General features: G+C 38.0%; 25 protein-coding genes. 13 read left to right on the plus strand and 12 right to left on the minus strand.

Going from position 1 to position 25,383, the window contains the following annotated elements; all coding sequences use genetic code 11:
* Positions 1-14: 14 nt before the first annotated feature.
* The 7 genes from B9A18_RS23085 to trpS form a co-directional block, all read right to left on the minus strand.
* The gene (locus tag B9A18_RS23085) at positions 15-1,631 is read right to left on the minus strand and encodes a CTP synthase (RefSeq protein ID WP_084291991.1); all 1,617 of its coding nucleotides are present in this window, start codon (positions 1,629-1,631) and stop codon (positions 15-17) included.
* A 155-nt stretch (positions 1,632-1,786) separates the two neighbouring features.
* Entirely contained in the window at positions 1,787-2,551 is a 765-nt protein-coding gene (locus B9A18_RS23090; RefSeq protein WP_084291993.1) for a GLPGLI family protein, read from the minus strand.
* Positions 2,552-5,338, minus strand: coding sequence for an outer membrane beta-barrel protein (locus tag B9A18_RS23095; RefSeq protein WP_084291995.1), 2,787 nt, complete (start codon positions 5,336-5,338; stop codon positions 2,552-2,554).
* 726 nt (positions 5,339-6,064) lie between these two features.
* A complete protein-coding gene (locus tag B9A18_RS23100) occupies positions 6,065-6,598 on the minus strand; it encodes a hypothetical protein (protein ID WP_084291997.1) in 534 nt (177 codons plus the stop codon).
* A complete protein-coding gene (gene kdsB, locus B9A18_RS23105; RefSeq protein WP_084291999.1) occupies positions 6,595-7,317 on the minus strand; it encodes a 3-deoxy-manno-octulosonate cytidylyltransferase in 723 nt (240 codons plus the stop codon). The genes B9A18_RS23100 and kdsB overlap by 4 nt, the downstream gene beginning before the upstream one ends.
* Position 7,318: 1 nt before the next feature.
* Positions 7,319-7,933 (minus strand): deoxynucleoside kinase, encoded by a 615-nt coding sequence (locus B9A18_RS23110; protein ID WP_084292001.1) that lies wholly within the window; start codon positions 7,931-7,933, stop codon positions 7,319-7,321.
* Between the two features lie 70 nt (positions 7,934-8,003).
* Positions 8,004-9,002, minus strand: coding sequence for a tryptophan--tRNA ligase (gene trpS / locus B9A18_RS23115; RefSeq protein ID WP_084292003.1), 999 nt, complete (start codon positions 9,000-9,002; stop codon positions 8,004-8,006).
* A gap of 197 nt (positions 9,003-9,199) precedes the next feature.
* Here trpS and B9A18_RS23120 point away from each other — a divergent pair, with 197 nt between their 5' ends.
* The 5 genes from B9A18_RS23120 to B9A18_RS23140 all read left to right on the plus strand — a co-directional run bounded on the left by B9A18_RS23120 (position 9,200) and on the right by B9A18_RS23140 (position 11,965).
* The gene (locus B9A18_RS23120) at positions 9,200-9,934 is read left to right on the plus strand and encodes a lysophospholipid acyltransferase family protein (protein WP_084292005.1); all 735 of its coding nucleotides are present in this window, start codon (positions 9,200-9,202) and stop codon (positions 9,932-9,934) included.
* Positions 9,931-10,221, plus strand: a complete 291-nt coding sequence (gene gatC / locus B9A18_RS23125; RefSeq protein ID WP_084292007.1) for an Asp-tRNA(Asn)/Glu-tRNA(Gln) amidotransferase subunit GatC — start codon at positions 9,931-9,933, stop codon at positions 10,219-10,221. Before B9A18_RS23120 ends, gatC begins: the two co-directional genes overlap by 4 nt.
* 53 nt (positions 10,222-10,274) lie before the next feature.
* The gene (locus B9A18_RS23130; protein WP_084292009.1) at positions 10,275-11,060 is read left to right on the plus strand and encodes an ABC transporter ATP-binding protein; all 786 of its coding nucleotides are present in this window, start codon (positions 10,275-10,277) and stop codon (positions 11,058-11,060) included.
* Between the two features lie 3 nt (positions 11,061-11,063).
* Positions 11,064-11,612 (plus strand): cob(I)yrinic acid a,c-diamide adenosyltransferase, encoded by a 549-nt coding sequence (locus tag B9A18_RS23135; RefSeq protein ID WP_084292011.1) that lies wholly within the window; start codon positions 11,064-11,066, stop codon positions 11,610-11,612.
* Positions 11,613-11,743: 131 nt separating this feature from the next.
* A complete protein-coding gene (locus tag B9A18_RS23140) occupies positions 11,744-11,965 on the plus strand; it encodes a DUF2795 domain-containing protein (RefSeq protein ID WP_008240955.1) in 222 nt (73 codons plus the stop codon).
* Between the two features lie 24 nt (positions 11,966-11,989).
* On the opposite strand, the gene B9A18_RS23145 is transcribed toward B9A18_RS23140, so the two are convergent.
* Both B9A18_RS23145 and queA read right to left on the minus strand, forming a co-directional pair.
* Positions 11,990-12,676 (minus strand): 2-C-methyl-D-erythritol 4-phosphate cytidylyltransferase, encoded by a 687-nt coding sequence (locus tag B9A18_RS23145; RefSeq protein WP_084292013.1) that lies wholly within the window; start codon positions 12,674-12,676, stop codon positions 11,990-11,992.
* Between the two features lie 95 nt (positions 12,677-12,771).
* Positions 12,772-13,821 (minus strand): tRNA preQ1(34) S-adenosylmethionine ribosyltransferase-isomerase QueA, encoded by a 1,050-nt coding sequence (gene queA, locus B9A18_RS23150; RefSeq protein WP_084292014.1) that lies wholly within the window; start codon positions 13,819-13,821, stop codon positions 12,772-12,774.
* 174 nt (positions 13,822-13,995) lie between these two features.
* Between queA and B9A18_RS23155 the strand changes: the two genes are divergently transcribed.
* Complete coding sequence (locus B9A18_RS23155; RefSeq protein ID WP_084292015.1) at positions 13,996-15,237, plus strand: ABC transporter permease; 1,242 nt, start codon at positions 13,996-13,998, stop codon at positions 15,235-15,237.
* 270 nt (positions 15,238-15,507) lie between these two features.
* Here the strand turns inward: B9A18_RS23155 and B9A18_RS23160 are convergent, their stop codons facing one another.
* Positions 15,508-16,701 carry a pyridoxal phosphate-dependent aminotransferase gene (locus tag B9A18_RS23160; protein WP_200816426.1) on the minus strand — a complete coding sequence of 398 codons (1,194 nt, stop codon included), beginning with the start codon at positions 16,699-16,701 and terminating at the stop codon, positions 15,508-15,510.
* A 135-nt stretch (positions 16,702-16,836) separates the two neighbouring features.
* On the opposite strand from B9A18_RS23160, the gene B9A18_RS23165 reads away from it, so the two are divergent.
* The 6 genes from B9A18_RS23165 to B9A18_RS23190 all read left to right on the plus strand — a co-directional run bounded on the left by B9A18_RS23165 (position 16,837) and on the right by B9A18_RS23190 (position 21,578).
* Positions 16,837-17,814, plus strand: coding sequence for a cation diffusion facilitator family transporter (locus B9A18_RS23165; RefSeq protein WP_200816427.1), 978 nt, complete (start codon positions 16,837-16,839; stop codon positions 17,812-17,814).
* Positions 17,811-18,251: an NUDIX domain-containing protein gene (locus B9A18_RS23170; RefSeq protein WP_084292017.1), complete on the plus strand. Its 441-nt coding sequence runs from the start codon at positions 17,811-17,813 to the stop codon at positions 18,249-18,251. Before B9A18_RS23165 ends, B9A18_RS23170 begins: the two co-directional genes overlap by 4 nt.
* Positions 18,248-19,516 carry an adenosylmethionine--8-amino-7-oxononanoate transaminase gene (gene bioA, locus B9A18_RS23175; protein WP_084292019.1) on the plus strand — a complete coding sequence of 423 codons (1,269 nt, stop codon included), beginning with the start codon at positions 18,248-18,250 and terminating at the stop codon, positions 19,514-19,516. Before B9A18_RS23170 ends, bioA begins: the two co-directional genes overlap by 4 nt.
* A 2-nt stretch (positions 19,517-19,518) precedes the next feature.
* On the plus strand, positions 19,519-20,127 hold the full coding sequence (locus tag B9A18_RS23180; RefSeq protein WP_200816428.1) for a hypothetical protein: 609 nt from the start codon (positions 19,519-19,521) through the stop codon (positions 20,125-20,127).
* A gap of 167 nt (positions 20,128-20,294) precedes the next feature.
* Complete coding sequence (locus B9A18_RS23185; protein ID WP_084292021.1) at positions 20,295-20,999, plus strand: Crp/Fnr family transcriptional regulator; 705 nt, start codon at positions 20,295-20,297, stop codon at positions 20,997-20,999.
* Positions 21,000-21,083: 84 nt separating this feature from the next.
* Positions 21,084-21,578 (plus strand): Lrp/AsnC family transcriptional regulator, encoded by a 495-nt coding sequence (locus B9A18_RS23190; protein ID WP_084292023.1) that lies wholly within the window; start codon positions 21,084-21,086, stop codon positions 21,576-21,578.
* Between the two features lie 49 nt (positions 21,579-21,627).
* Here B9A18_RS23190 and B9A18_RS23195 read toward each other — a convergent pair whose 3' ends face one another.
* Both B9A18_RS23195 and B9A18_RS23200 read right to left on the minus strand, forming a co-directional pair.
* On the minus strand, positions 21,628-22,440 hold the full coding sequence (locus B9A18_RS23195; protein ID WP_084292025.1) for an alpha/beta hydrolase: 813 nt from the start codon (positions 22,438-22,440) through the stop codon (positions 21,628-21,630).
* 21 nt (positions 22,441-22,461) lie between these two features.
* Complete coding sequence (locus B9A18_RS23200; RefSeq protein ID WP_084292027.1) at positions 22,462-22,962, minus strand: DinB family protein; 501 nt, start codon at positions 22,960-22,962, stop codon at positions 22,462-22,464.
* 88 nt (positions 22,963-23,050) lie between these two features.
* On the opposite strand from B9A18_RS23200, the gene B9A18_RS23205 reads away from it, so the two are divergent.
* On the plus strand, positions 23,051-25,381 hold the full coding sequence (locus B9A18_RS23205; protein WP_084292029.1) for a TonB-dependent receptor: 2,331 nt from the start codon (positions 23,051-23,053) through the stop codon (positions 25,379-25,381).
* Positions 25,382-25,383: the final 2 nt, after the last annotated feature.

Consider the following 25,383-nt stretch of genomic DNA (forward strand, 5'->3'; position numbering starts at 1 on the left):
TAATTAAACGCTTATTATTTTGTTTTTTTCTTCGCAAACTCCATCGCAGCGGCGACAAATTTAACAAAAAGTGGGTGAGGATTAGCAACAGTTGATTTTAATTCAGGGTGAAATTGTCCACCAACAAAGAAAGGATGGTTTTTAAGTTCAACAATTTCAACAAGATTGCTTTCTGGATTAACACCTGAAGCGATCATTCCAGCTTCTTCGTACTGATTCAGGTAAGCACTGTTAAATTCATAGCGATGTCTGTGACGCTCAGTAATGTGCGCTTTTCCATAAGCAGTAAAGGCTTTAGTACCTTTTTTCAAATCACATGGGTAAGAGCCTAAACGCATAGTACCCCCTTTAGCGGTAACGTTTTTCTGATCTTCCATCATGTTGATCACAGGATGTACACTGTTTTCATCAATTTCAGTAGTATTAGCACCTTCCAGCCCTAATACATTACGGCCGAATTCGATTACCGCACATTGCATACCTAAACAAATACCGAAGAATGGTACGTTGTTTTCTCTCACATATTTAATGGTATCGATTTTTCCTTCAATACCGCGACTTCCAAAGCCCGGAGCAACCAATACACCATCTAAATGGGCAAGTTTTTCTTTTGCATTGTCAGGATAGATACCTTCTGAGTGGATATACTCAACTTTTACCTTGCATTCATTTCTTGAACCGGCATGAACGAAGGATTCGATGATTGATTTATAAGCATCAGGTAGTTCTACGTATTTACCAACTAAACCAATTTTCACTTCGGATGTTGGGTTTTTTAAACGGCCAAGGAAATCTTTCCATTTCTCCATGTCCGGCTCGTTTTTCTGTGCAAGTTTAAGCTTGCTCAACACGGTTTTATCCAATTGCTCCTTCATCATTAACAAAGGAACATCGTAAATCGTAGAGGCATCAATAGACTCGATTACCGCATTAACATTTACATTACAGAATAATGCAATTTTTTTACGGATATCAAGTGAAATAGGACGTTCTGAACGGCAAACCAAAATATCAGGTTGGATACCATATTCCAGCAATGCTTTTACAGAGTGTTGTGTTGGCTTGGTTTTTAACTCACCTGCAGCAGCAAGGTAAGGGATTAAGGTCAGGTGGATAACAATAGCGTTATGTGCACCTTCTTCCCACTTAAACTGGCGTACAGCCTCTATAAATGGTAAAGATTCGATATCTCCCACGGTTCCGCCCAGCTCAGTGATTACGATATCATATTTACCGGTTTCACCTAACAAACGCATGTTTCTTTTGATCTCATCAGTAATGTGAGGAACAACCTGAACAGTTTTTCCAAGGTATTCACCTTGTCTTTCTTTGTTGATTACATTCTGATAAATACGACCTGTGGTAACATTATTCGCTTGAGAAGTAGGGACGTTTAAGAAACGCTCATAGTGACCAAGATCAAGATCTGTTTCGGCACCATCTTCGGTAACGTAGCACTCCCCATGTTCATAAGGGTTTAATGTTCCCGGATCAATATTGATATACGGGTCGAACTTTTGGATGGTAACACTATAGCCTCGTGCTTGTAATAATTTGGCTAAAGAAGCGGAGATGATGCCCTTACCTAATGAGGAAGTAACACCGCCCGTAACAAAAATATACTTAGTCATGTTTGTGATTTTCTGAAATAAAGCAGCAATTGTATCGATACTTTATTGTTTTTGTACGGGATACAAAGTTAGCAAATAAAACCAAAGGCATTGGCTCTTTTTGTAAAAAATCAATAAATTAAGAAAGATATGGTAAAATCTTAGCGCATAAAAAGTTACAGTGTATAACCGTATAGCCTTTTCTTTGCTTCTTCAGATTTTTCTTTTTTATTGTGATTGTAACGGGTAAATAATTCGAGGAGTTTGTTTAAATCCTTCTCAGTTTCTATTTTTTTTCCTTTTGTTGCGGGTGTAATTTCAGCCTGGTGATTGGCGAAGCCTTCCACCTTTGTGGCAAACCAGGTAGTGTTGTAGCGTGGGATAGCTAAACCTAATATCGTACCGGGTAATCCGCTAAAACCTTCGGGACCTCCCCGCAGTAAAATCTCATCTGTATAAAAAGCTACCACATATATAGTGTCGTGAATTACACCTATGGCCTTGCGGCATTCATAACCTACAATAGTTCTTACGTCATGCATAATTTTCCATTTAACACCTGGAATGGTGTCTGTAAGGAGGTAATCATCTTCCATGATACTACGCCTTAATATTCTGTTTTTTTTGCTATAGTCGGTATAGATTTCATTTGTTTGACTTCCGAAAGAAAAGGAGAATGGGCCGAAGTTCTTGTTTTCTTCTTCTTTCTTTACCTGTTTGTACAACGATTTTTCCTGATCAAAAAGGAGCTCCCAATTGCTGAGTGCATATTTTTTCATTTTCTCTTTAGCCTCTTCCGGAATCGGGCTGTTTTCGAACGCCCGGATCAGATTTACCTTCTTCTCGAAAGTGATTTTTCCATAGGGAATAAAGGTCTGCTGTGCTTTTAACACAAGGAAGCAATTGCATAAAAGAAATAAAACTATAGCCCTTTGTCTCATTTAATCAATTATTTTTGCAACTGCTTTTTTTATAAAATTACCACTTAAATTCCAGTTTATCCCAATTAACACGTAACGGGGAATATAACTATAGGTATTTTCACTTTTAACGTTACCTCCTACAAATCTATTGTATCCTATTTTCTGGTTTAGGATATCGGTAACTGATATTTTAAACTCCAGGGTTTCATTTTTGAGTACTTTGGTAGATAAATGGCTGTTCCAAATGGCTGTGTTAAGATCTTGCCCAAATGTGGAAGTCGCTGGGCGGAAGGAAAGGGAAAAGGATGTATTAAACTCAAGTTTAAAAGGCAATTGTACTGTGCCCGAAATTTCATGATCATGGGTAATACTTTTTCCGTCATTGATTTCCCCAATAGATGATTTACCGGTCATAAGCGCAAGGGTAGGAGTGTAACTGAACTCAACCTTAGGAGCATAATAATTAAAGGAACCTCTTAAATCATATTGCATGTTTGATGCTTTATTCTCTGTTGCATTTATTAAGGCTATAGTATTTGAACTGCTGAAACCTAAGTCTGCACCTAAGCGTATATGGGCTTTAGAAAAGCCTTTTGAATAGCTCAGGTTACCGTTTATTGAATTGTTACCATTGGCATTGATAAAGCTGGATATACGTTTATTAAAATCGTCGACCAGCTCTGTATTTACGATGGCATTGTTGGTAAAGCTATAATTGAAATTAATGGAAATATATTGATCCGATTTGAATTGAAAGCTATTGTAGTTTAATCCAAAACTGTTAGTGAAAGAGGGTCTTAAACCTGAATTCCCAATTACCTGATATAGAGGAGTGTTGATCTGTCTTACCGGTTGTAATTGGTCTATACTTGGCTGTTGCATGAAACCGTTGTAATTAACAATTAAGCTGGTGTTATTGTTAACCTTATAAAACAGGTTTGTTCTGGGCGAAAGGTTAAGGTAATTTCTTTTGAAATCTGTTCCCTTATCCTGATCATTCAATTCGAAATTGGTTTGGGTAGCTTCTAATCCACTGGATATAGAGAATCTTTGGTAGCTATACTGCAAAATCATTTTACCCACATTTGAAAAATTAAGGAACTTAAAGTCATTACTTAAAGAATCAATTTTGTTTGCATCATCTTTGATGTTGTCGAAAACCATCCGGTTACTACCTGATGATATGGTTTTAAAGCTATATCCAGCCTCAAGAGTCCACTTTTTAGAAATCGGATTGGTGTAATTAATTCTTGTGCCCAGCGAATTCTGTGTTCCCCAATTTTCTTTCCTAAGGTCGGTACGTTCATCTCTGTCGATCAAGCCCGTACTGTTGAAATAATTGGTCAGGTTTAAGCTGTTTTCTGTGTTTTTGTTGGTCTGGCTTTCGGGTTGGATATCTATTGATAGTGTGCGCCCTCTTTTTTTGTATTTCCTCGACCAGTTTATATTTCCGTTATAAATTTCATTTGTTCCATGTCCGCTATTTCGCTGGTTATTCTGACTAATAAAAAAGCCGTTATCGCCTTGTGTTCCACTCGAGCTTTGTGAGCTGTTTTGATTTCGTTTTTTACTAAGACCAAAAGATACTTTTAAGGTCGACAGTGGGTTTATGGTATAATTGTATGTTCCCCTTAATGATTCTCCTGCTGAATTGGCAATATTGTCGGTTTTACCTGCACTGGTAAATTTGGTGTCGTTGGGTAGTAATTCTTCAGAATTATATGTGGTATGGTTCACATTATCATTGTTGAAGCTTTTAAAATTGATTTTAAGCCCCATTTTATTGTCTCTGAATTTATCAGCATAATAAGCCCCCAAGCTTAAATTTTTTGGCAAGCCGGCCGAGTTGATGTTGTAATCGTCATCATCTGTATCAGAAACGTACATGATAGAGCTACCATCATCACCTACTTCAATCAGGTCGTAATCTTCCCCCTTCAGTTTTCTCATCGAATTATTGATTTTCGATTCATTATTTAAACTGGAATAGGTGCCATAAATTGCTGCTTTTAGCTTGTTTTTGAAGAGTCCTACCATTCCTCCGTAATCACCAAGATCCGACATATTAGTATTTAGGTCGAGCGTTGACAGATAGCCGTTTTTAGCATTTTCTTTGAGTTTTATATTGATGGTTTTGTTTTTTATCCCATCATCTATACCTGTCAGATCAGCACTTTTACTTTTTCTATCATATACCTGAATTTCATCCACGGCATTGGCCTTTAAATATTTTGTAGCCAGGAGTGGGTCATCACCAAAAAACTCATCTCCATCTACAAGTACTGTTTTTACAGCTTTCCCTTGTGCTTTGATATTTCCGTTTTTATCCACTTCAATACCAGGTAATCTTTTTAGTAGTTCTTGCACGTTGGCATTGGTGCGGACAGCGAAGCTATCGGCCTGGAAAACGAGGGTATCACCTTTCAACCGGACTGCATTTTTTGAAGCTTGTATAACAACTTCCTTTAGAAGTTTGGATTTTAACTCCATATTAATGACACCCATATCGAGATTGGCATTATCGGATAATTTTAAATCACGAATGTAATCGGCCATTTTGGGATAGGAGATTAAAACTCTATAATTACCCTTTTGCAGGTTTTCGAACTGAAAGAATCCTTGTTTGTCAGTCCGCGTGGTTTTTACCAGTATGGAGTCGGCAGCGTTAATAAGTAGTACGGAACTGTGTTCTAGCTTTCTTTTTTCTACGGCATCCGTAACCAAGCCCTTTATATTTGCTTTTTGTGCTAAAGCTGAAAAAAAAGGCAATAGGAAGAGAATAAGGATGAAAGTCTTTTTGAGCATAAATTACCTGGTAGTAAGAGCGTAATGCTTAAAGCTAAGAAAATTTTGTTTTTCGCATTAATAATTTGAAATTATATTGTTTTTTTTGGAGTCAGGGCCAAGGGCTTTGGTTGTATTTGCTTCATGCAAAAGTCACCAACCGCGAATTAATTCTACGCGTTTTCTTACCAGACAGATATTTGAATAACCTTTCTTTGATTATTGGCTTCTGGGATCTCCAAAATTAATAGCCAGTTCACCATGAAGAGGCCCTTTAGAGGAATAGGTAGATTGTAGGTACCCGCTAGGTAGGTGATTGGTACCTCATTAGTGTAAGGACCAACGAAGTACCTGGCAGGTACCTCTAAGCTTGGGCAGGTATGGCAAGACTTCTAAAAGGTGTTTTATTTTTTAAATCGCAAGCTGTTGATTGTTAGGTTGTTGATGTGTATTAATCTGTGGTTTATGGGGCGTCAACTACTGCATCATTGCTCAGATTATTAAATAAAAATGCCCGAAAATTTCCGGGCATTTTTGTTAAAGTATATTTGGTTAGAATATGCTGGTTTAGGAAAACAAACTAGTTGTTCTTTGTTTGATTATATAAACATAATATAAAATTTATAAGAATCATAATAAAATTTTTGTTTTTTTTTGAAGAGGTATACAAAATATGGCCCTTTTAGTTTCTTACATGCTTCTGGACTTCAATAAGTGCATTTTCTGCAATAAAATTAAAAACAAAAATTATTTACAGCAATTGTAATAAGGCTTAACTTTTTTCTCCTTTTCAGACCAGGCAATATACACACTGGTCTCTTTTCCAGTTCGATACTTAAAGCCATTGAGCATGGATTGTTTCAATTCTTCATAGAATGTTTTATCCGGAGTATTATCGTCAGGATTCTCATTTTCAGTAACCGCCGGTTCTAGGAAGTTCTCATCATCTAAAAATTGTTTGTACTCATTCAGTATGAAGTCTACCTGCTTCCGTTTCTTTTGTAAATCAACGGAAGATTTATAGTTGTCTATGAAATCTGTGGCTTTAAAATCCTTATTGTATATGAGCTTTCCCTTAAATGAGGTTATGCTGAACTTAATAGTCATGTCTTTCAGCACATCTCCTGCAAGAGATACTTTAAAAGTATCTACCTGAACAGAATCACTAAATGGCTTTAATACAATATGATCTTCGGTGCTACCTTTTACTTCGCGATCAGTGGAAGTACAGGCGCTTATAATAGTCAACAGAAATAAACAATGAATTAAATAGCGCTTCATATCTTATGTAGATCTTCAGGGGTATCAATGGCAATGGTTTCGATTGTTGTAATGCGGGTTTGAATGGTATAACCATTTTCTACCCAACGTAGCTGCTCCAGGCTTTCGGCTATTTCCAGTGAAGAAGGAGCAAGTTTAGTAATTTCCTGGAGTGTTTCGGCATGATAACCGTAAATTCCAATATGCTTATAAAACTGGTGTGCGGTTAACCATTGTTCTTTTTCCGCATTTCTGAGGTAAGGAATGGTATGTCTGCTGAAATATATAGCCTCTTGTTTACTGTTCATTACAACCTTTGGAATGTTGTTGTTAAACAGTTCATCATTGGTGTGAATTGCTTTAACCAAGGTAGCTAATTGTATACCGTTTTGTTCAAAACAAGAAACGACCAGATCAATTTGCTTAGGATCAATAAAAGGTTCATCACCCTGTATATTGACTACGATATCATAATCAGGGAAATGCCTGGATACTTCCGCACAGCGGTCTGTACCACTTTGATGTGCAGGGGCAGTCATTACAAATTCACCACCAAAGTTGCGCACAGCTTCAGCAATGAGTTCGTTGTCTGTTGCCACCACCACTTTACTTAAGCTTGTGGCTTTCAAAGCTTGTTCATAAACCCTTTGGATCATGCTTTTGCCTTGAATATCAACTAAAGGCTTACCCGGAAAACGGGTAGAAGCATAACGTGCCGGTATAATACCAAGTACTTTCATCTTAAAATAATCCGTTAATCTCAGCGTCAATAGATTGAATGATAGTACCCAGATCTTCAGGATTATTGGTGAAATCCAATTTGTCTTTGTCTAGTATCAGCAAATTTCCCAGGCTATAGCTTTTAATCCAGGTTTCATATTTCTCATTTAATTTAGATAAATAATCGATACGGATACTGGTTTCATATTCGCGACCGCGACGTTGAATGTTGTTTACCAATGTAGGTACCGAAGCACGCAGGTATACCAATAAGTCGGGTGGCTTAATGAAAGAAGTAACATTTTCAAAAATTGCTTTATAGTTTTGATGATCTCTGGTAGTCATCAATCCCATCTCATGAAGGTTGTCAGCAAAGATGTGTGCGTCTTCATATATTGTTCTGTCCTGAATTACATTTCTATTGAAATTCTGGATGTCTACAATTTGCTGGAAACGACTATTAAGGAAATAGATCTGAAGATTAAAACTCCAGCGTTTCATATCGCTATAAAAATCTTCCAGGTAAGGATTATTATCTACAGCCTCATACAAGGCTTCCCAACCATAATTCTTGGCCAGTAAGCCTGTAAGTGTTGTTTTTCCGGCACCTATATTTCCAACTATTGCTATATGCATATTTTTGATATGTTTTTTGATGGTGTGATTTGAAACGTAAATCTCAAATCACACATCTCAAATCTAATAATTAAAACGGTTTGAATCCGATTAATTCTCTAACGTCGCGTATTGTTTTCTGAGCACTCTCTCTCGCTTTTAAAGCACCATGTATTGCAACCTGACGTAAATAAGAGCTGTCTTTAGATAGGTCTTCGATTTTTTCACGGATCGGTGTATTGAAAATAATCATATCCTCAGCAAGTTGTTTTTTGAAATCGCCATAGCGGATCGCCATTTTGTTATACAACTCATCGAAATGTGCCAAAGTATCTGCCGTTGAAACGATCTTCATCAAATCAAATAAGTTTTGAATCGCTTCCGGTTTAGCCTGATTTTCTTCAGTTGGCCCACTATCAGATACTGCACGCGAAACTTTTTTACGAATGATCTCAGGACTGTCAGCTAAATAGATGCAATTGCCGTCTCCACTTGATTTGCTCATTTTTCCATTTCCATCCAAACCGGGGATTTTTACAAGGTTTTGCGAATAGTTAAAAGCAAATGCTTCAGGGAAATAATCTGAATTATATAACCTGTTAAAACGGTTTCCAAAGGTACGTGTAAATTCAAGGTGCTGTTCCTGATCTTTTCCAACAGGCACTTTTGTACCCTTGTGAATCAGAATGTCGGCCGCCATTAAAGTCGGGTAAGTTAATAAACCTGCGTTTATGTTATCCGGATGTGATCTTACTTTATCTTTAAATGAAGCACTTCTTTCCAGTTCGCCCATGTATGCATTCATATTCAGGTATAAATACAGTTCCGCTACTTCAGGAACGTCCGACTGAACATAGATTGTTGCTTCTTCTGGGTTTATGCCACAAGCAAGGTATTCTACCAGGACATGTTTAACATAGCCATGTAAGTCGCCGGGCGTAGGGTGTGTAGTTAAAGAGTGTAGATCAGCGATAAAGAAAAAGCAGTTATAATCATACTGCATTTTTACAAAGTTGGTGACTGCACCAAAATAATTCCCTAAATGTAATTTTCCTGTCGGGCGAATACCACTAACTACCGTTTCTTTCATCTGATTATTATATGATTAAAAATAATGAACTTCTGGTCTGCTTTGATTTTAAGTCTACCAGGATTCAAAGGGCCGAAATTAAGAAAAAACCCTAACTCAGTTTGCTTATAATTTCTTTTTTTGTGTATAATTTGATTGTTTATACCTTAATTGCAGTTTAGTGCCTGTAAAGGCTATTTTTAGTATTTTTGAATTCAATGGTTAAAATCCTTAAACAAGTACATAGAGCTTATTCTACAATAGTTATCTCCATTTTCTCCCTGGCTTTTTACCCGTTCTATTATTTGGCGGCTAAAAATCCTGGTACCTATGGTCTGTTAAATGGCTTGCGTAAGCTAAAGAGTTGGTTATGTGCTCTTTTTATTGGGTTTGTTCCTCGTTTTACTTTCGAAGAGCCACTGGAAGCTGATCAAAATTATATTTACTGCTCAAACCATACATCGAATCATGATATTATGATTCTTTGCATGCTGGCACAGGGGCGTTTCTATTTTATGGGGAAAGATGAATTGCTGAAAAATCCGGTTTTGAGGATATTTTTTAAGACCATTGATATTCCTGTAAACAGGGATAGTAAAATGTCGGCTTTCAGAGCATTTAAACGTGCAGGTGATAATCTGGAAAAGGGGATGAGCCTGATTATTTTTCCGGAAGGGAAAATCTCCGACGAGCATTATCCGCCAAAGTTGATGCCTTTTAAAAACGGGCCTTTCCGATTAGCGATTGAAAAGGGAATTCCTATAGTACCGGTGAGCTTAACGAACGTCTGGAAAATGATGTGGGATGATGGTACGAAATATGGCTCGAAACCGGGAATAGGTGATGTTTATGTCCATAAGCCTGTTTTGACGACCAATTTGACAATAAATGATTCAGATGAGTTAAAAGACCGTATTTTTGAACTGATAAACAGTAAACTTGTTGACAAATGATTATAGATAAGCAAACCATACATAAAGTAGCAGACTTAGCAAGAATAGCCATTAAAGAAGAAGAAATTGATGCATTGATACCTGATATGAACAAGATCCTTACTTTTATGGAAAAGTTAAATGAACTGGATACCACGGGTGTGGAGCCTTTGGTGTATATGAATGCTGATGAAAATGTTTGGCGCGAAGATGAGGTGAAGCAGGAGATCAGCACAGCGGATGGCTTGAAGAATGCCGCCCTTCACAATGAGTCATTTTTTATGGTGCCAAAGATCATAGAAAAGTAGAGGAAGCTGTAACATTGGAATGCAGGAGACTGTCTAACATCAAAAAACTAGCAATGGAGAGAGCCACGAGTACATCAGCGTCAAATAAAGCATTAATACATATTAAAGATATTGGTCGTAAGTATGTAATCGGTACCGAGGTTATCCATGCGCTGAAATCTGTTACACTGGATATTCATAAAGGAGAATTTGTGGCGCTAATGGGACCTTCCGGTTCCGGGAAATCGACCCTGATGAATATTTTAGGTTGTTTAGATACGCCTAGTAAGGGCGAATATATCTTAAATGGAACCAGTGTAGGTCAAATGTCGGATAATGAGCTTGCCGGCATTCGTAATAAAGAGATCGGCTTTGTTTTTCAAACTTTTAACCTGTTGCCCCGTTCTACTTCTTTGGATAACGTGGCGCTTCCTTTGATTTATGCCGGAGCAAACAAGAAGGAACGTGATGCGCGTGCATTTAAAGCGCTTGAGAGCGTTGGTTTAGGTAATAGGGTAACTCATAAGCCTAATGAGCTTTCAGGCGGACAGCGTCAGCGTGTGGCTGTTGCAAGGGCATTGATCAATAATCCCTCTATTATTCTGGCTGATGAGCCTACTGGAAACCTGGATACTAAAACCTCTGTGGAGATAATGGGCTTGCTGGAAGAAATTCATAGCAAAGGAAACACGATTATCCTGGTTACGCACGAAGAGGACATCGCCCAGCATGCCCATCGTATTGTTCGTATGCGGGATGGCTTGATTGAAAAAGATTACCAGAATGAAGTTGTAAAAACGGTATCGCCTCGCTTGTCGAGCATGATGGCGAAGAATGACGACTTTGAAACAATAGTTTAATTTATGAAGATATACACGAAAACCGGTGATAAGGGGTTGACCTCTTTGATCGGAGGAACCCGCGTACCTAAGTATCATTTAAGAATAGAGTGTTACGGTACAGTTGATGAATTGAATTCCTATATCGGATTGATCATGTGCCAGGATATAGCGCCGCACCATCAAAAAATACTAAAAGAAATACAGGATCGCCTTTTTACGGTTGGCGCCTCTCTGGCTGCTGATCCGGAAAAATCGAGAATGAAGATTCCTGATCTCCATGAAAGCGATATCAATTTATTGGAAAAGGAGATGGATGACATGAACGAGGTGCTACCCGAGTTGAAGCATTTTGTGCTGCCTGGCGGAAATACGGTCGTATCTTATTGTCACATTGCAAGGTGTATTTGTCGCCGTGCAGAGCGTTTAACGGTTCATTTGGCCTCAGAAAGCTTTGTTGACGAAAAAATGACTATTTATTTGAATCGTTTAAGCGATTATTTGTTTGTTTTGGCACGAAAACTGAATGCAGATGCTAAAACGGAAGAAAACATCTGGATTCCGCGATTATAATTAATGATGTTTCAGTCCTGTTAAACGTAAGAATGATAGAACTGAAAATAGTAGAAAAAAAATTTGTTTTGCTCATGTTTTTTAATATACTTTTGCGAAATAAATTTGAATAACTTAATAGTATAAGAAATATGTATTGGACATTAGAACTCGCATCGCATTTGGAAGACGCTCCATGGCCTGCAACAAAAGATGAATTGATTGATTACGGTATTAGATCAGGTGCCCCAGTAGAGGTGATCGAAAATTTACAAGCCTTGGAAGATGATGGTGAGCCTTATGAAACCATTGAAGAAATTTGGCCTGATTATCCTACCAAGGATGACTTCTTCTTTAATGAAGACGAATATTAATGGATAACAAACAAAAAAGGCTCCCTATAAAGGAGCCTTTTTTGTTTTCTTCATCAGAATCGACGCAATCTCCAGGTCTTCCGGATAGGTGATCTTTATGTTTTGTCTTTCTCCTTCAATCAGATTTATACTAACTCCTGAATATTCCACTACGGAAGCATCATCTGTAAAATCATTTCTAAAAGGAGTCTGGTATGCTTTTTTGAGTAAATCGATGTCAAAGGTTTGTGGTGTTTGTATTAGGGCCAGTTCATTTCTGCTTAATGCTTCACTTTTTCCTCCTTCGGATATTCTTCTTACCGAATCTGTTGGTGTAACCCCAACAACACAGTTTCCGGTTTCTTCCGCAACCTGGTAGCTTTTTGAAATGAGTTCAGCAGATACCAGTGGCCTTACTGCGTCATGAACAGCAACAATTCCTTTGCCTTTAATAGCTTTTAAGCCATTTTTAACCGAGTGAAATCTTTGCGATCCGCCACTAACTACCTCATGTTGGATGTTAAAGCTGTGTTGCAGACAAAGTTCTTCCCAGTATTTGTGCAGATCAATATTGAGTACAAGCAGGATATGAGGTATTAATGAACATTCGCTAAATGCTTTTATGGTGTGCATTAATACAGGTAGCCCTTCCAGCAATAAGAATTGTTTTGCTATATCACTTTGCATTCTGCTGCCTGATCCGCCGGCCACTATAATGGCATAATATTTCATCTTTTGATTATTTTGATGGGGTGCTTATAAACAAAAATAGGAGATTTAAAACGAATGGTTTCAAATCTCCTATCAGTAATTTTTTAATCTTTACGTTAGATGATCAACATGGCATCTCCGTAACTGTAGAAACGATATTTTTCTTTCAAAGCTACTTCATAAGCATGTCTTACATAATCATAACCTCCGAAAGCACTAACCATCATCAATAATGTTGACTCTGGAGTATGGAAGTTAGTAATCATTGAGTTTGCAATACTGAAATCGTAAGGAGGGAAGATGAACTTGCTGGTCCAGTCGTTAGCAGGTTTAAGCATTCTTCCTGAAGAAACTGCAGATTCAATTGCACGCATTGACGTGGTTCCAACTGCACAGATTTTTTTCTTACGTTCTATTCCCAGGTTTACTATATCCGCGTCTTTCTGTTCAATGATGAATTGCTCAGAATCCATTTTATGTTTGGTTAGATCTTCAACTTCAACTGACCTGAAAGTACCTAATCCAACATGTAAAGTAACTTCTGCAAAGTTTACACCTTTTAATTCCAGGCGTTTCATCAGTTCTCTGCTAAAGTGCAAACCTGCTGTAGGAGCTGCAACAGCACCTTCATGTTTTGCGAAAATAGTCTGATAACGTTCTTTATCCTGGGCAGTAGCCTTACGTTTGATATATTTAGGAAGTGGTGTTTCACCTAGAATTTCGATGTTCTTTCTGAACTCTTCATCTGTGCCATCAAATAAGAAACGAATGGTACGGCCACGTGAAGTAGTGTTGTCTACTACCTCAGCAACCAAAAGATCGTCATCACCGAAATATAATTTATTCCCAACACGGATTTTACGTGCCGGGTCTACTAAAACATCCCATAAACGAAGCTCTTTATTCAATTCTCTTAACAGAAACACTTCAATAGTAGCACCGGTTTTTTCTTTGTTTCCGTATAAACGGGCAGGGAAAACCTTAGTATTGTTTAGGATCATAACATCCTGATCATCGAAATAATCTAAAACATCTTTAAATATTTTATGTTCAATTTTACCGCTATCCTTATGTAAAACCATTAAACGGGCTTCATCTCTTTGTTCAGAAGGGTTGTTGGCAACCAGCGATTCGGGTAAATTAAACTTAAATTGAGATAACTTCATATGTTTTGATGTGATAATTAAGGCCGCAAATTTACAAAATATTATCCTGATTAGGATACATTTCTTTTAGAGTTGATTAAAGAGTTTTAATATTTTTTAGGTGAAGATGTTTTTTATATTATAACTGAAGTATTACTGTAACCTTTTTGGGTAGTTTTGGTCTAAACTTTAATTATGATTATTATCAGACTAATAGGAGAAAGTTTTAGGTTCGCAGCTGATGCTTTGCGCCAAAATAAACTGAGAACCATGCTTTCCTTGTTGGGAATCACTATCGGTATTTTTGCTATCATATTCGTTTTTTCTGCCGCTGATACCTTCAGAGCAAAGCTACAAGCTAGTATTGATAAGCTAGGCTCAAAAACTATTTTTATTCAGAAATGGCCATGGGGTGGGTTTGGAGATTATCCATGGTGGAAATATGTAAATAGACCTGAGCCGTCATTAAGGGATTATGAAGCACTAAAAGAGCGAATGGAGCATGCTGTTGGCGTTTCTTATGAGGTTTCAGCGAGTGGGAGAACTGTTAAATATCGCAGTAATTCGGTAGAAGGAGCAGAGCTAAGAGCAGCTTCACATGATTTTAACAAAACATGGACTGTTGATTTTCAGGAGGGAAGGTACTTCACTGAAAATGAAAGTAAATCGGGCTCACCTGTGGTTATTCTGGGCGCTGAAATTGCTGATGGTTTATTTAATGGAGAACCTGCAATAGGTAAGCGGATCGTGGTAATGGGACGCAAGCTAACGGTTGTTGGTGTGTTTAAGAAAGAAGGGGAGGATATGCTGGGAATGTCGCAGGATAAAAATATGCTCATTACCTTAAATTTTGCAAAAGGATTGTTTGATGTAGAAAATGGCCGTTACGGTCCCACGATCACTGTAAGAGGGATGGAGCATATTGCACTCGAAGAAATTGAAAGCGAAATAAGAGGAGCAATGCGTGCTATTCATAAAATAAAACCCGGATCGGAAGATGATTTTGCGTTGAATAAGAGTACAATCGCTTCTGATCAGCTGGATAAAATGTTTACTGTTGTGAATATTGCCGGGTGGGTAATTGGAGGTTTTTCTATTCTGGTAGGCGGTTTTGGTATTGCTAATATTATGTTCGTTTCTGTAAAAGAACGTACCAATATCATTGGTATTCAGAAGTCACTCGGCGCAAAAAATTATTTTATTTTATTGCAATTTTTATTTGAAGCAGTAGCCCTTTGTTTGCTTGGTGGGTTATTAGGCTTGTTGCTTGTATATATTGGAACTTTGATTTTAGGTGCAGTGGGCTTTGATATGGTATTGTATATGAGTAACATAATGCTGGGTATTGGGGTGTCGTTCCTGATTGGTACGATTTCAGGCTTCTGGCCGGCTTATTCGGCGTCGAGGTTGGATCCTGTAGAAGCGATCCGCTCGTAATTATGGGGCCTCTGCACTAAACAATATAAGCAGGACTATTCGAAATCTGGAATATTAGGCTCCTGAAGAAGGAGCAAATCTTCCAAGGCTTTCTCACTGCATGCTTATATTGTTTAGAAATGTCGGACCTGCATAAAACTCGCTACTCCAAAATTAAAGAGCAGAAAGGATGGCTTAGAAGCAAAAAAGTTAGAATAAAAAAAAGCAGGTTCCATTTGGAACCTGCTTTTTTTGGGGTTAATCTGTGTTAGATTAACTGTGATATAATGATTAGCTAAGTTTAGCTAAGGCATCTTTGATTCTTGAAACTGCTTTTCTCAATTGATCTTCAGAAGCAGCGTAAGAGATGCGGATACAGTCTTCGTTTCCGAAAGCTTCACCGGTAACTGTTGATACATGGGCTTCATTCAATAAGTATAAAGAAAGGTCTTCAGCAGTATTGATAACTGTTTCGCCATTCTTTTTGCCGAAATAAGATTTCACTTCAGGGAAGAAATAAAACGCTCCATCAGGAAGGTTTACTTTAACACCCGGGATTTCTTTTAATAAAGCATAAACGATGTCTCTACGTTTTCTGAATTCATCAACCATTGGTGTTACTGAAGCTAATCCACTTTGATAACCAGCTAAAGCAGCACGTTGTGAGATAGATGAGGTTCCAGAAGTGATTTGACCTTGTAGTTTATCACAAGCACTTGCAATTTCTTTGTTTGCAGCCATATAGCCAACTCTCCAGCCAGTCATAGCATAAGATTTAGAGAAACCATTGATCAGGATCACTCTGTCTTTTATAGAGTCAAATTCTGCGATTGACGTGTGCTTTCCAACGAAATTAATGTGCTCATAGATTTCATCAGAAATGATATAGATGTTCGGGTGTTTTTCAAATACTGCAACCAGATCAGCAAGTTCTTCTCTGCTGTAAACAGATCCTGTTGGGTTACATGGAGATGAGAACATGAACAATTTACTTTTAGGTGTTATTGCTGCTTCTAATTGTGCTCCTGTGATTTTAAAGTTATTCTCAACTGTAGCGTTGATGAATACAGTTTCACCTTCTGCAAGCTTAATCATTTCTGAATACGATACCCAGTAAGGAGTTGGAACGATAACTTCCTCTCCCGGATCAACCAAGCACATTACTGCATTGGCCAGTGATTGTTTTGCTCCCGTAGAAACCACAATCTGATCAAAAGTATAGGTTAAGCCATTTTCCTTCAAAAGCTTCTCAACAACAGCCTTACGTAATTCAGGGTAACCTGAAACCGGGGTGTAATAAGAGTAATTTTCGTCAATCGCCTTCTTCGCTGCTTCCTTCACTTCGTTCGGTGTAAAGAAATCCGGCTCACCAAAGCTTAAATTGATAACGTCTATCCCTTTTGCAGATAGTTCTCTTCCTAACTTCGCCATTTTAATGGTTTGCGACTCAGATAGGTTGTTGATTCTTTTTGATAAAAATGTCATAGTTTTTAATGCGCAAGCAAATATTATTTTGTGAAATAGCAAATATAGAAACCTGACGGTATTATAAACTAAAAAAAATACTTTTTATCATAATTTCAGGGTTAAAATGTATTTTTGGCTGCTAAACTCAGCAATTTGCAACCCAAAAAAAAAGCCATACTAATCGCACTGTGCGTCAGCATATTGCTCATGCTGGCCAAGTTCGTAGCCTACTTCATGACAAATTCCAATGCCATCCTAACAGATGCAGCGGAGAGTATTGTGAATGTTCTGGCTAGTAGTTTCGCGTTTTATAGCATTTATCTGGCTACTTTGCCAAAGGATGAGAACCATCCGTATGGGCATGGGAAGGTAGAGTTCTTTTCTGCTTTTATTGAAGGTGTACTGATTGGAATAGCAGGTGTTATCATCATTTTTAAATCGGGATACGATTTTATCTATCCAAAACCAATTGTCCAGCTCTTTGAAGGTGCTACTATTATTGGGGTTACAGGGGTAGTAAACCTTGTTCTTGCCTATTATTTAATCAATACGGGGAGGAGATATAAGTCCATTACCCTTGAGGCAGATGGAAAACACTTGTTAACCGATGCCGTTACAAGTGCGGGATTGGTGATTGGGATTATACTTATTAAAATGACCGGGATTTTTTGGTTGGATAGTTTAATTTCTATCATTTTTGGACTATATATAGTATTTAATGGCTATAAGCTAACACGACGTTCGGTAGGTGGCTTGATGGATGAAAGTAATGTTGAGCTTGTAAAAAGCATTGTAGACATACTGCAGCAAAGCAGAAAAGATCCATGGATAGATGTACATAATTTAAGGGCGCAGCAATATGGTGCCGACCTCCATATCGATTGCCATATTACCCTTCCTTATTATTTTGATCTGAACCGTGTTCATCAGGAAATTTCTGAAATAGATAAAATTATTAATGGTAATGCTGATCATATGGCCGAGCTGTTTATTCATGCCGACCCTTGTTTGCCGGCCTGCTGCAATTATTGCAGAATGAAGGAATGTTCGGTCAGACAAGAGCCTTTTAGAGGGGAGATTAAGTGGACTATAGAAAATGCGACTAAAAACCAAAAACATTTTGATCAATGAGTTATTTTAACGTAAGGGTATACGGCTTGCTAATTAATGCTGAAAATCAGGTATTGATTAGTGATGAACAATCGGGTGGTAAGCTTTTTAGTAAATTTCCGGGAGGAGGTCTTGAACTTGGTGAAGGTCTTGTTGATGCCCTTAAAAGGGAATTTATGGAGGAATGTAATGCCGAAATAGAGGTGCTGGGCCATTTATATACTACTGATTTTTACGAGCAGTCTTCATTTAATGATAGTCAGATATTAAGCATCTATTACCTGGTTAAAGAAGTATATCCATTGAACCTTAGTTTTAAAACCATTGCTTTTGATTTTGATGAAGGCACTTCCCAGTCTTTCAGATGGATTGGTTTGGATGAACTTAAAACAGACAATGTGACCTTTAAAACAGATAAAACTGCGGTGGAGCTATTACTGAAACAATACGAATTATGAGTTTGACAACACGTGATGCACAGGTGATCTGGCATCCCTATACCCAAATGAAAAACCCTTTACCTCATATTCCTATTGTAAGAGGAGAGGGAGTTTACTTGTTTGACGAAGAAGGTAAAAAGTATATTGATGCAGTTTCCAGCTGGTGGGTGAATATTCATGGTCATGCACACCCCCATATTGCAGCTAGAGTTGCCGAACAATTGAATACACTTGAACATGTGATATTTGCAGGATTCACACATGAACCTGCCGTACAGTTGGCTGAGCGTTTGCTGCTCCTATTGCCTGGAGATCAGTCTAAAGTTTTTTATAGCGACAATGGTTCTACCGCAGTTGAAGTAGCATTAAAAATGTGTTTACAGTACTGGGTTAATACTGGTAAAATTACCCGTAAAAAAGTCATTGCTTTTAAAGATGCCTATCATGGTGATACTTTTGGCGCCATGTCGGTTAGCGGTCGAAGTATATTTACTGATCCCTTTAACCAATTGCTATTTGACGTAGAGTTTATAGACCTACCCAATGCCCAGAATATCGAGCAGCTTAAATCGAAAATTAACTACCTGTCTAACGAGGTTGCCTGCTTTATCTTCGAGCCCATGGTACTTGGAGCCAGTGGAATGCTGATGTATGAAGCTCAATATCTTGACGAACTGCTTGCTACTTGTCAGAAGCATGGTATTTTAACCATTGCAGATGAGGTAATGACGGGTTTTGGTCGTACAGGAAAGTACTTTTCATGCGAAGCATTAAGTCTTAAACCCGATATATTTTGCCTTTCAAAAGGACTTACAGGTGGTACGATGCCACTTGGTGTGACAACCTGTAACATTAAGATATTTGAGGCTTTTTTAAGTGACGATAAGCTTAAAACGCTGTACCATGGGCATTCATTTACAGCTAATCCTGTAGCCTGCGCAGCCTCATTGGCAAGTTTGGATATCTTATTGAAGCCGGAAACACTGGAGAATATTAAAAGGGTAGAAAGTAAACACCGTGAATTTGCAGAAAAGATCAAAGGCCATCCTAAGTTGAAAGCGATCAGGCAAGCTGGTACTATACTGGTCATGGAATGGGAGACGGGTAATGATACTTCTTATTTATGTGGATTAAGGGATAAATTATATCTGTATTTTTTAGAACAAGGTATCGTATTGCGACCTTTAGGCAATGTATTATATATTTTGCCTCCTTATGTAATAAGTAATGAAGATCTGGAGTATATTTACCGAACGATTTTACAGGCACTAAAAGATATATAAATATGCAGATTCAGGCAATTTTGGAGAATATAGTAAATGATAATGTTTTACACTCCAAATGGTTAAATACATTGTCTTACATGGAGAATGCTGGAGCAAAGAAAATTTCGGCATCTGAACATAAAGAGCAGGTGAACCTGATTATTCTTAAACATGCCGCTGAAGAGCACCGTCATGCTTATTATTTGAAAAAGCAATTGGACAAGTTGGATGGAGATCTTTGTAAAACTTATACCAATGATGAGCTTTTAACACCTAATCATACTAAGTTTTATTTGAATGCACTGGATGTAGCAGTTTGTCGTTATTTGAAGGAGGAGTTTGATTTGATAGGATGTGAGTTGAAATTTGCTGCTTATTTGTTTGTTACCTACGCTATTGAAGTAAGAGCGGATGAATTATATCCTGTTTACCAGGATGTTTTAACCAAGGCAGGGAGTAAAGTAAATGTCAAATCTATTATTTTGGAGGAGGAAGGACATTTGGAGGAAATGATAAATCAGTTGCAGACCTTTTCGGCCGACTGGGAAAAACATGCAGATGTGGTTGTAAAGATGGAACAGAATATGTTTGCCGATTGGATACAGAATTTAGGTAAACAGGTATCGTAATATAACAGATATTAATTTTTATAGGTGAAAGCCTGCTTTGTAATTCAATTATAAAGCAGGCTTTTCTGTTTTTGAGTATTACGTAATTGTGTAACAATTTTATAAAAGCACTTGCTTATCGAGGTTTCTTTGAAGGAACATGTATAGTTTATAGAAAATATTAAATTATGCAAAAAGATAAGAAATGTTTAATTGGTAGATGCGGACAGAAGGCCGACTACACCGGGAAGTTTTGTAGTAGAGTGTGCGAAGAACTCACGCACTCTGAATTCGATATGCAGGTGGTTGATGATTTTATTCGCTATTTGAATGGCTTATTAAATGTTAGTGATCACCTTCGTAGATGTATTTCGCCGATGCTTTGGGTACGGACATTTGCTAAAAAGGAGCGGATCGTAAGATCAGGAGAAATTTGTACAGCCTCTTTCTGGTTGAAGTCTGGATATGGGCGTTGTTTTGTCGATGCAAAGGACAAGGAGGGGCTACCATTTGAAAAGACGGTAAGGTTTTATGGGCCAGGTAAAATAGCTGCTATTCATTCAGGTTTTTTTAATGATAAGCCTAGTCCTTTTAATTTTGAATTATCTGCTGGTGCTGTGGTTGTTCCCTTTTCCAGGAGTTGTTTTGAAAAACTAAAATTAAATGCACCGGAGGCAGGAGATCTTGCAAACAGTATTATGGCGATGGAAGGGGTGGATGAATTAGAGAAAACGGACCTCCTAAGGTTGAAGGCGAGACCAAGTTATCAGGAGTTTCTTAGGGTTTTTGGTGTTGGAATAGAACAGTGTTTTGCTATAAAACACATTGCCAGTTATTTAGAGATGAGCCCTAATTTTTTAAGTCGAATACGTAGTGAGTGCAATAGAAAATAATTTGATTTTAAAAAGTATCTATGGATAGTTTTTCTAGCATTCCATTGTCAGTAATTTTGTCATATTCAAAAAAACTCTAATTATATGCCTCACAATCTAGATGAGAAGGACATTAAGGTCCTGTCTCAATTACAAAAAAATGCACGGGCTAGTGCTCATGAAATTTCCAGAAGAACCCACTTATCACCTAATGCAGTAAGAGCAAGGATAAGAAAGTTAGAGAACAAAGGATACATTAAACAATATGTAGCTGTTTTGAACAGGAAGATGCTGGACCGTAGACTGATGTCGATTACCGGGATTAGTTTAGCTAGTAATAGTAGCGAAAATCTAAAGTCTTTTCTGGAGTTTATAAATCGTGTCCCGGAGGTCTCTCTTTGTCATCACGTCAGTGGGACTTATGATTTTCTCCTGCAGATATTTGCAATTGATATGAAGGATTATCACAATTTGCTGGTTAATAAACTGGGGGCGTTTGGGGAAATTAATGGAACATTCAGCTTTTTTGTGCTAAACGAAGTAGGCACGGGGCATTTTGTTGATTTAACCCATTTACTGAGAAGGAATAATCTGAATTAAGCTGCAGGAATCAGAATTGCTCAAGCTCCCGATCAGGGAGCTTTTTATTTTATCTATCTAACCATTTGTTAATAAAAAGCAATACTTCTTTGCTTTCCGGTTCATTATGCATTTCATGATACAAATTGTCCCATTCTTTGTAAGTAAGCAATTCTTTGGGCGCACGTTCAGCAAATAGTCGGGAACCTTCTACTGCAGTAAACTCATCGGCGTTACCATGTATAAGCAAAGATTTAACATGTAACTGATCTGCATGTTGCAGACACCAGCTTCCATTCTGTATCATGTCATTAGCCAGTCTGAAACTAAGTCTGTCATGGCGTAACGGATCTTTCCTGAATTTTTCAACAGCAGCTGGATCATGTGAGATTTTCTCAATAGCAAGTCCCTGACCTACGCGAACATTTGGAGCCAGGCTGGTCAGCACTTTTAAAGAACCTTTCAGAAATGCACCCGGTCGCATGGCAACGATGAGTGCAGGAGCAGAAATTACTGCTGCCAGCAATTTGGGCTGTCGTTTAAGCAAAAACCCTGTCAGCACACCACCACCCATACTATGTCCATACATTACTACAGGTTTCTCGAATTGCGTTTTTACATGACTTAAGAAAGCTTCCAGATAATCGAACATAAATTCGAAGCCCCGGGAAGCCCCTCTAAGTCCGTCCGTTTTCCCATGGCCATAATGATCTATACCGGTAACTGCATAACCTCGTTCCATGAAAAAAGCTGCAACATGATCATAACGGCCAATATGTTCCCCAATACCATGAACAATGATCATTACTTTATCAAATTTATCTGGAATCCAATTGAGACCCCTGAATTTTGTTTGCTGATAAGTCCAATAGAATTCGTTCATAGGGTCGGTTTTTTAATAATGTTAGTTCATAGCCGGTAAGCCCATTGCAACCCATTCTTCTTTAGAAGGACCATAAAGTCCCGGAACAGGTATTCCCAATACACGCATAATTACAGTCATTTGTCCGCGGTGATGCGTTTGATGGGTCAAAAGTATATGTAAAATTTTTCCTTTCATCCACTCATCGCCGTACATCGGTACCAACTCCTCAAGAGCCGAATCTGTCCATTTTAATCGTACAGCACGGCAAAGTAGTTCAGAGTTGGTTTTGTAAATGTCACTGATTATTTCTATGGTTTCAGGAATATCCTGGTGTTCCAATAAATCTTCAGCAAGTAACCCGGCACGTTTCCCCATTTCAGTGATGGTTTGAGTTAAATGCCAGGCAAGTCGGTCTAAAGTACGGACATCCTCGTGAATCCTTTCGGATTTGCTTTCAGCACTGATTAAACTAAAAATCTTTAAGGTAAACTCTTCCTCATTTTTCCAGTCTTTCAGGAAATCATCAATTTTCCGATACATTTTAATATGATATTTGAAAAGCTAATTTGGTAAGATTAATCCTAACTGCAAATTTTAATTTTCTATTTTTACGATTTACGTTGTAATTATGCTAAACACCAATAGAGTTATTCTGATACTTCTTATTATAATTGCTCAACCACGATTCATATTTGCTCAGAATAAAATAACTGTTAACGGAAATATAAGTGATGCTAAAACTGGCGAAACATTAATCGGCGCAAGTGTGAAGTTAACAGGTAATACCAGTACCGCTGTGGTGACCAATTCATATGGTTTTTATGCGATTAGTTCACAGGAGGGGAGCTATGAGATTTCAGCTACTTTTATTGGATATAAAACGGTTAAGCAAAATATTAATGTAACTAAAAACACTAGAATTAATTTTATTCTGGAAGAAGATAACCAATTAAATGAAGTGGTGATTTCGGCAACGAAGAGAAATGAAAATGTGAGCAGCCCGCAGATGGGCTTACAGAAAATAAATGTACGGGAAATTAACAATGTGCCTGTGTTGCTGGGAGAGCGTGATGTACTTAAAACACTGCAACTACTTCCTGGAATAAAGTCTGCCGGTGAAGGGAATAGTGGGTTTTATGTTCGGGGTGGTTCGACAGACCAGAACCTGATCCTTTTGGATGAGGCACCTGTTTACAATGCATCGCACCTGCTCGGATTTTTTTCTACTTTTAACTCGGATGCGATAAAAGATGTGAGTGTGTATAAGGGCGGAATGCCCGCGCAATATGGAGGCCGGTTAGCTTCAGTACTCGATATTAAAATGAACGATGGAAACCGAAAGGAATTTACTACTGAGGGGGGGATTGGATTAATCTCTTCCAGACTCAAAGTAGAAGGTCCGATTGTAAAAGATAAAGGTTCGTTTATGTTAAGTGCCAGGCGAACTTATCTGGACGCTTTTTTGAAGCTGTCTTCGGATAGTTCGATTAATAGCAATACGCTCTTTTTTTACGATTTAAATGCTAAGGTCAACTATCAGCTGGATGAAAAAAATACACTTTATCTTTCCGGGTATTTTGGAAGGGATAAACTTGGCCTTTCTGATACTTTTGGATTTAACTGGGGCAATGCGACGGTTACACTACGCTGGAATCACTTATACAGCAGTAGGCTATTTTCTAATACTTCTTTAATTTATAGCAATTACAATTATGTAATTCAAAATTTCATGGAAGAGAACAACTTTGAAGTGAATTCAGCCATCAAAGATTTTAACCTGAAGCAGGATTTTGAGTATAGTTTGAGTAGTAATCATAACCTGAAGTTTGGTGTAAATGCAATTCACCACACGATTGCACCAGGTAAGCTGACCGCAACAGAAACATCAAGTGTTAATGCAACAAAATACGAAGACCGTAAAGGACTTGAGCTTGCTGCTTATGTGTCGGATGAATGGACAGTAAGTAGCAAAATGAACCTGGTATATGGCTTGCGCCTGAGTAGTTTTTCTTTAATGGGACCGGGTAATATCAAGTCATATGATGTGGATGGCAACACTACAAATACAACCTACTATAAGGCTGGCGAATTTGTTAAAAGCTACCTTAATCTTGAACCACGGTTATCGGCCAGTTATCGGCTGGACAATTCGAGTTCATTAAAAGGTGCTTATACACGTAATATTCAGAATGTGCACCTGATGTCGAACTCAACATCTACTTCTCCAACGGATTTGTACATTATGAACAGCAACAATGTAAAACCGGAGATAGCTGATCAGGTAGCTGCGGGGTATTTCAGAAATTTTAACGATGATAATTATGAGTTTTCTGCTGAAGTGTATTACAAATGGATGCAAAATCAAATAGAATACCGGAGTGGAACAGATTTGCGCGGAAATGGAAATGTAGAAGCCGATTTATTGTATGGTGATGGTCGGGCGTATGGGCTGGAGCTCTTTTTTAAGAAAAGATTTGGTAGATTCAATGGTTGGCTAGGATACACCTGGTCGCGTACAGAGCGACAGTTTGATGCCATTAGCAATGGCAGGTGGTTTTATGCTAAACAGGACCGAACACATGATTTGTCAGTTGTTGGTATTTATAAGGCAAGTCAGCGTTGGACCTTTTCGTCGGTTTTCGTTTATAATACTGGAAATGCAGTTACTTATCCAAGTGGAAAATACCAGATTAATGACCGCACGGTTTTCTATTATACAGAAAAGAATGGTTCCCGGACGCCAGCATACCATCGTTTAGACGTTTCGGCTACACTTGAGGGGAAGCCAGGAAAGAGATTGCAGTCTAGCTGGTCGTTCGGTATCTATAATTTATACAATCGTAAAAATGCCTTTTCTATTGATTTTAAGGATGATCCGGATGATGCAACCAAAACACAGGCGGTACGTACAACCTTGTTTGGAATTATACCTTCGGTAACCTGGAATTTTAAGTTTTAATA

This window comes from Pedobacter nyackensis (assembly GCF_900176505.1).
Taxonomy (GTDB): domain Bacteria; phylum Bacteroidota; class Bacteroidia; order Sphingobacteriales; family Sphingobacteriaceae; genus Pedobacter; species Pedobacter nyackensis.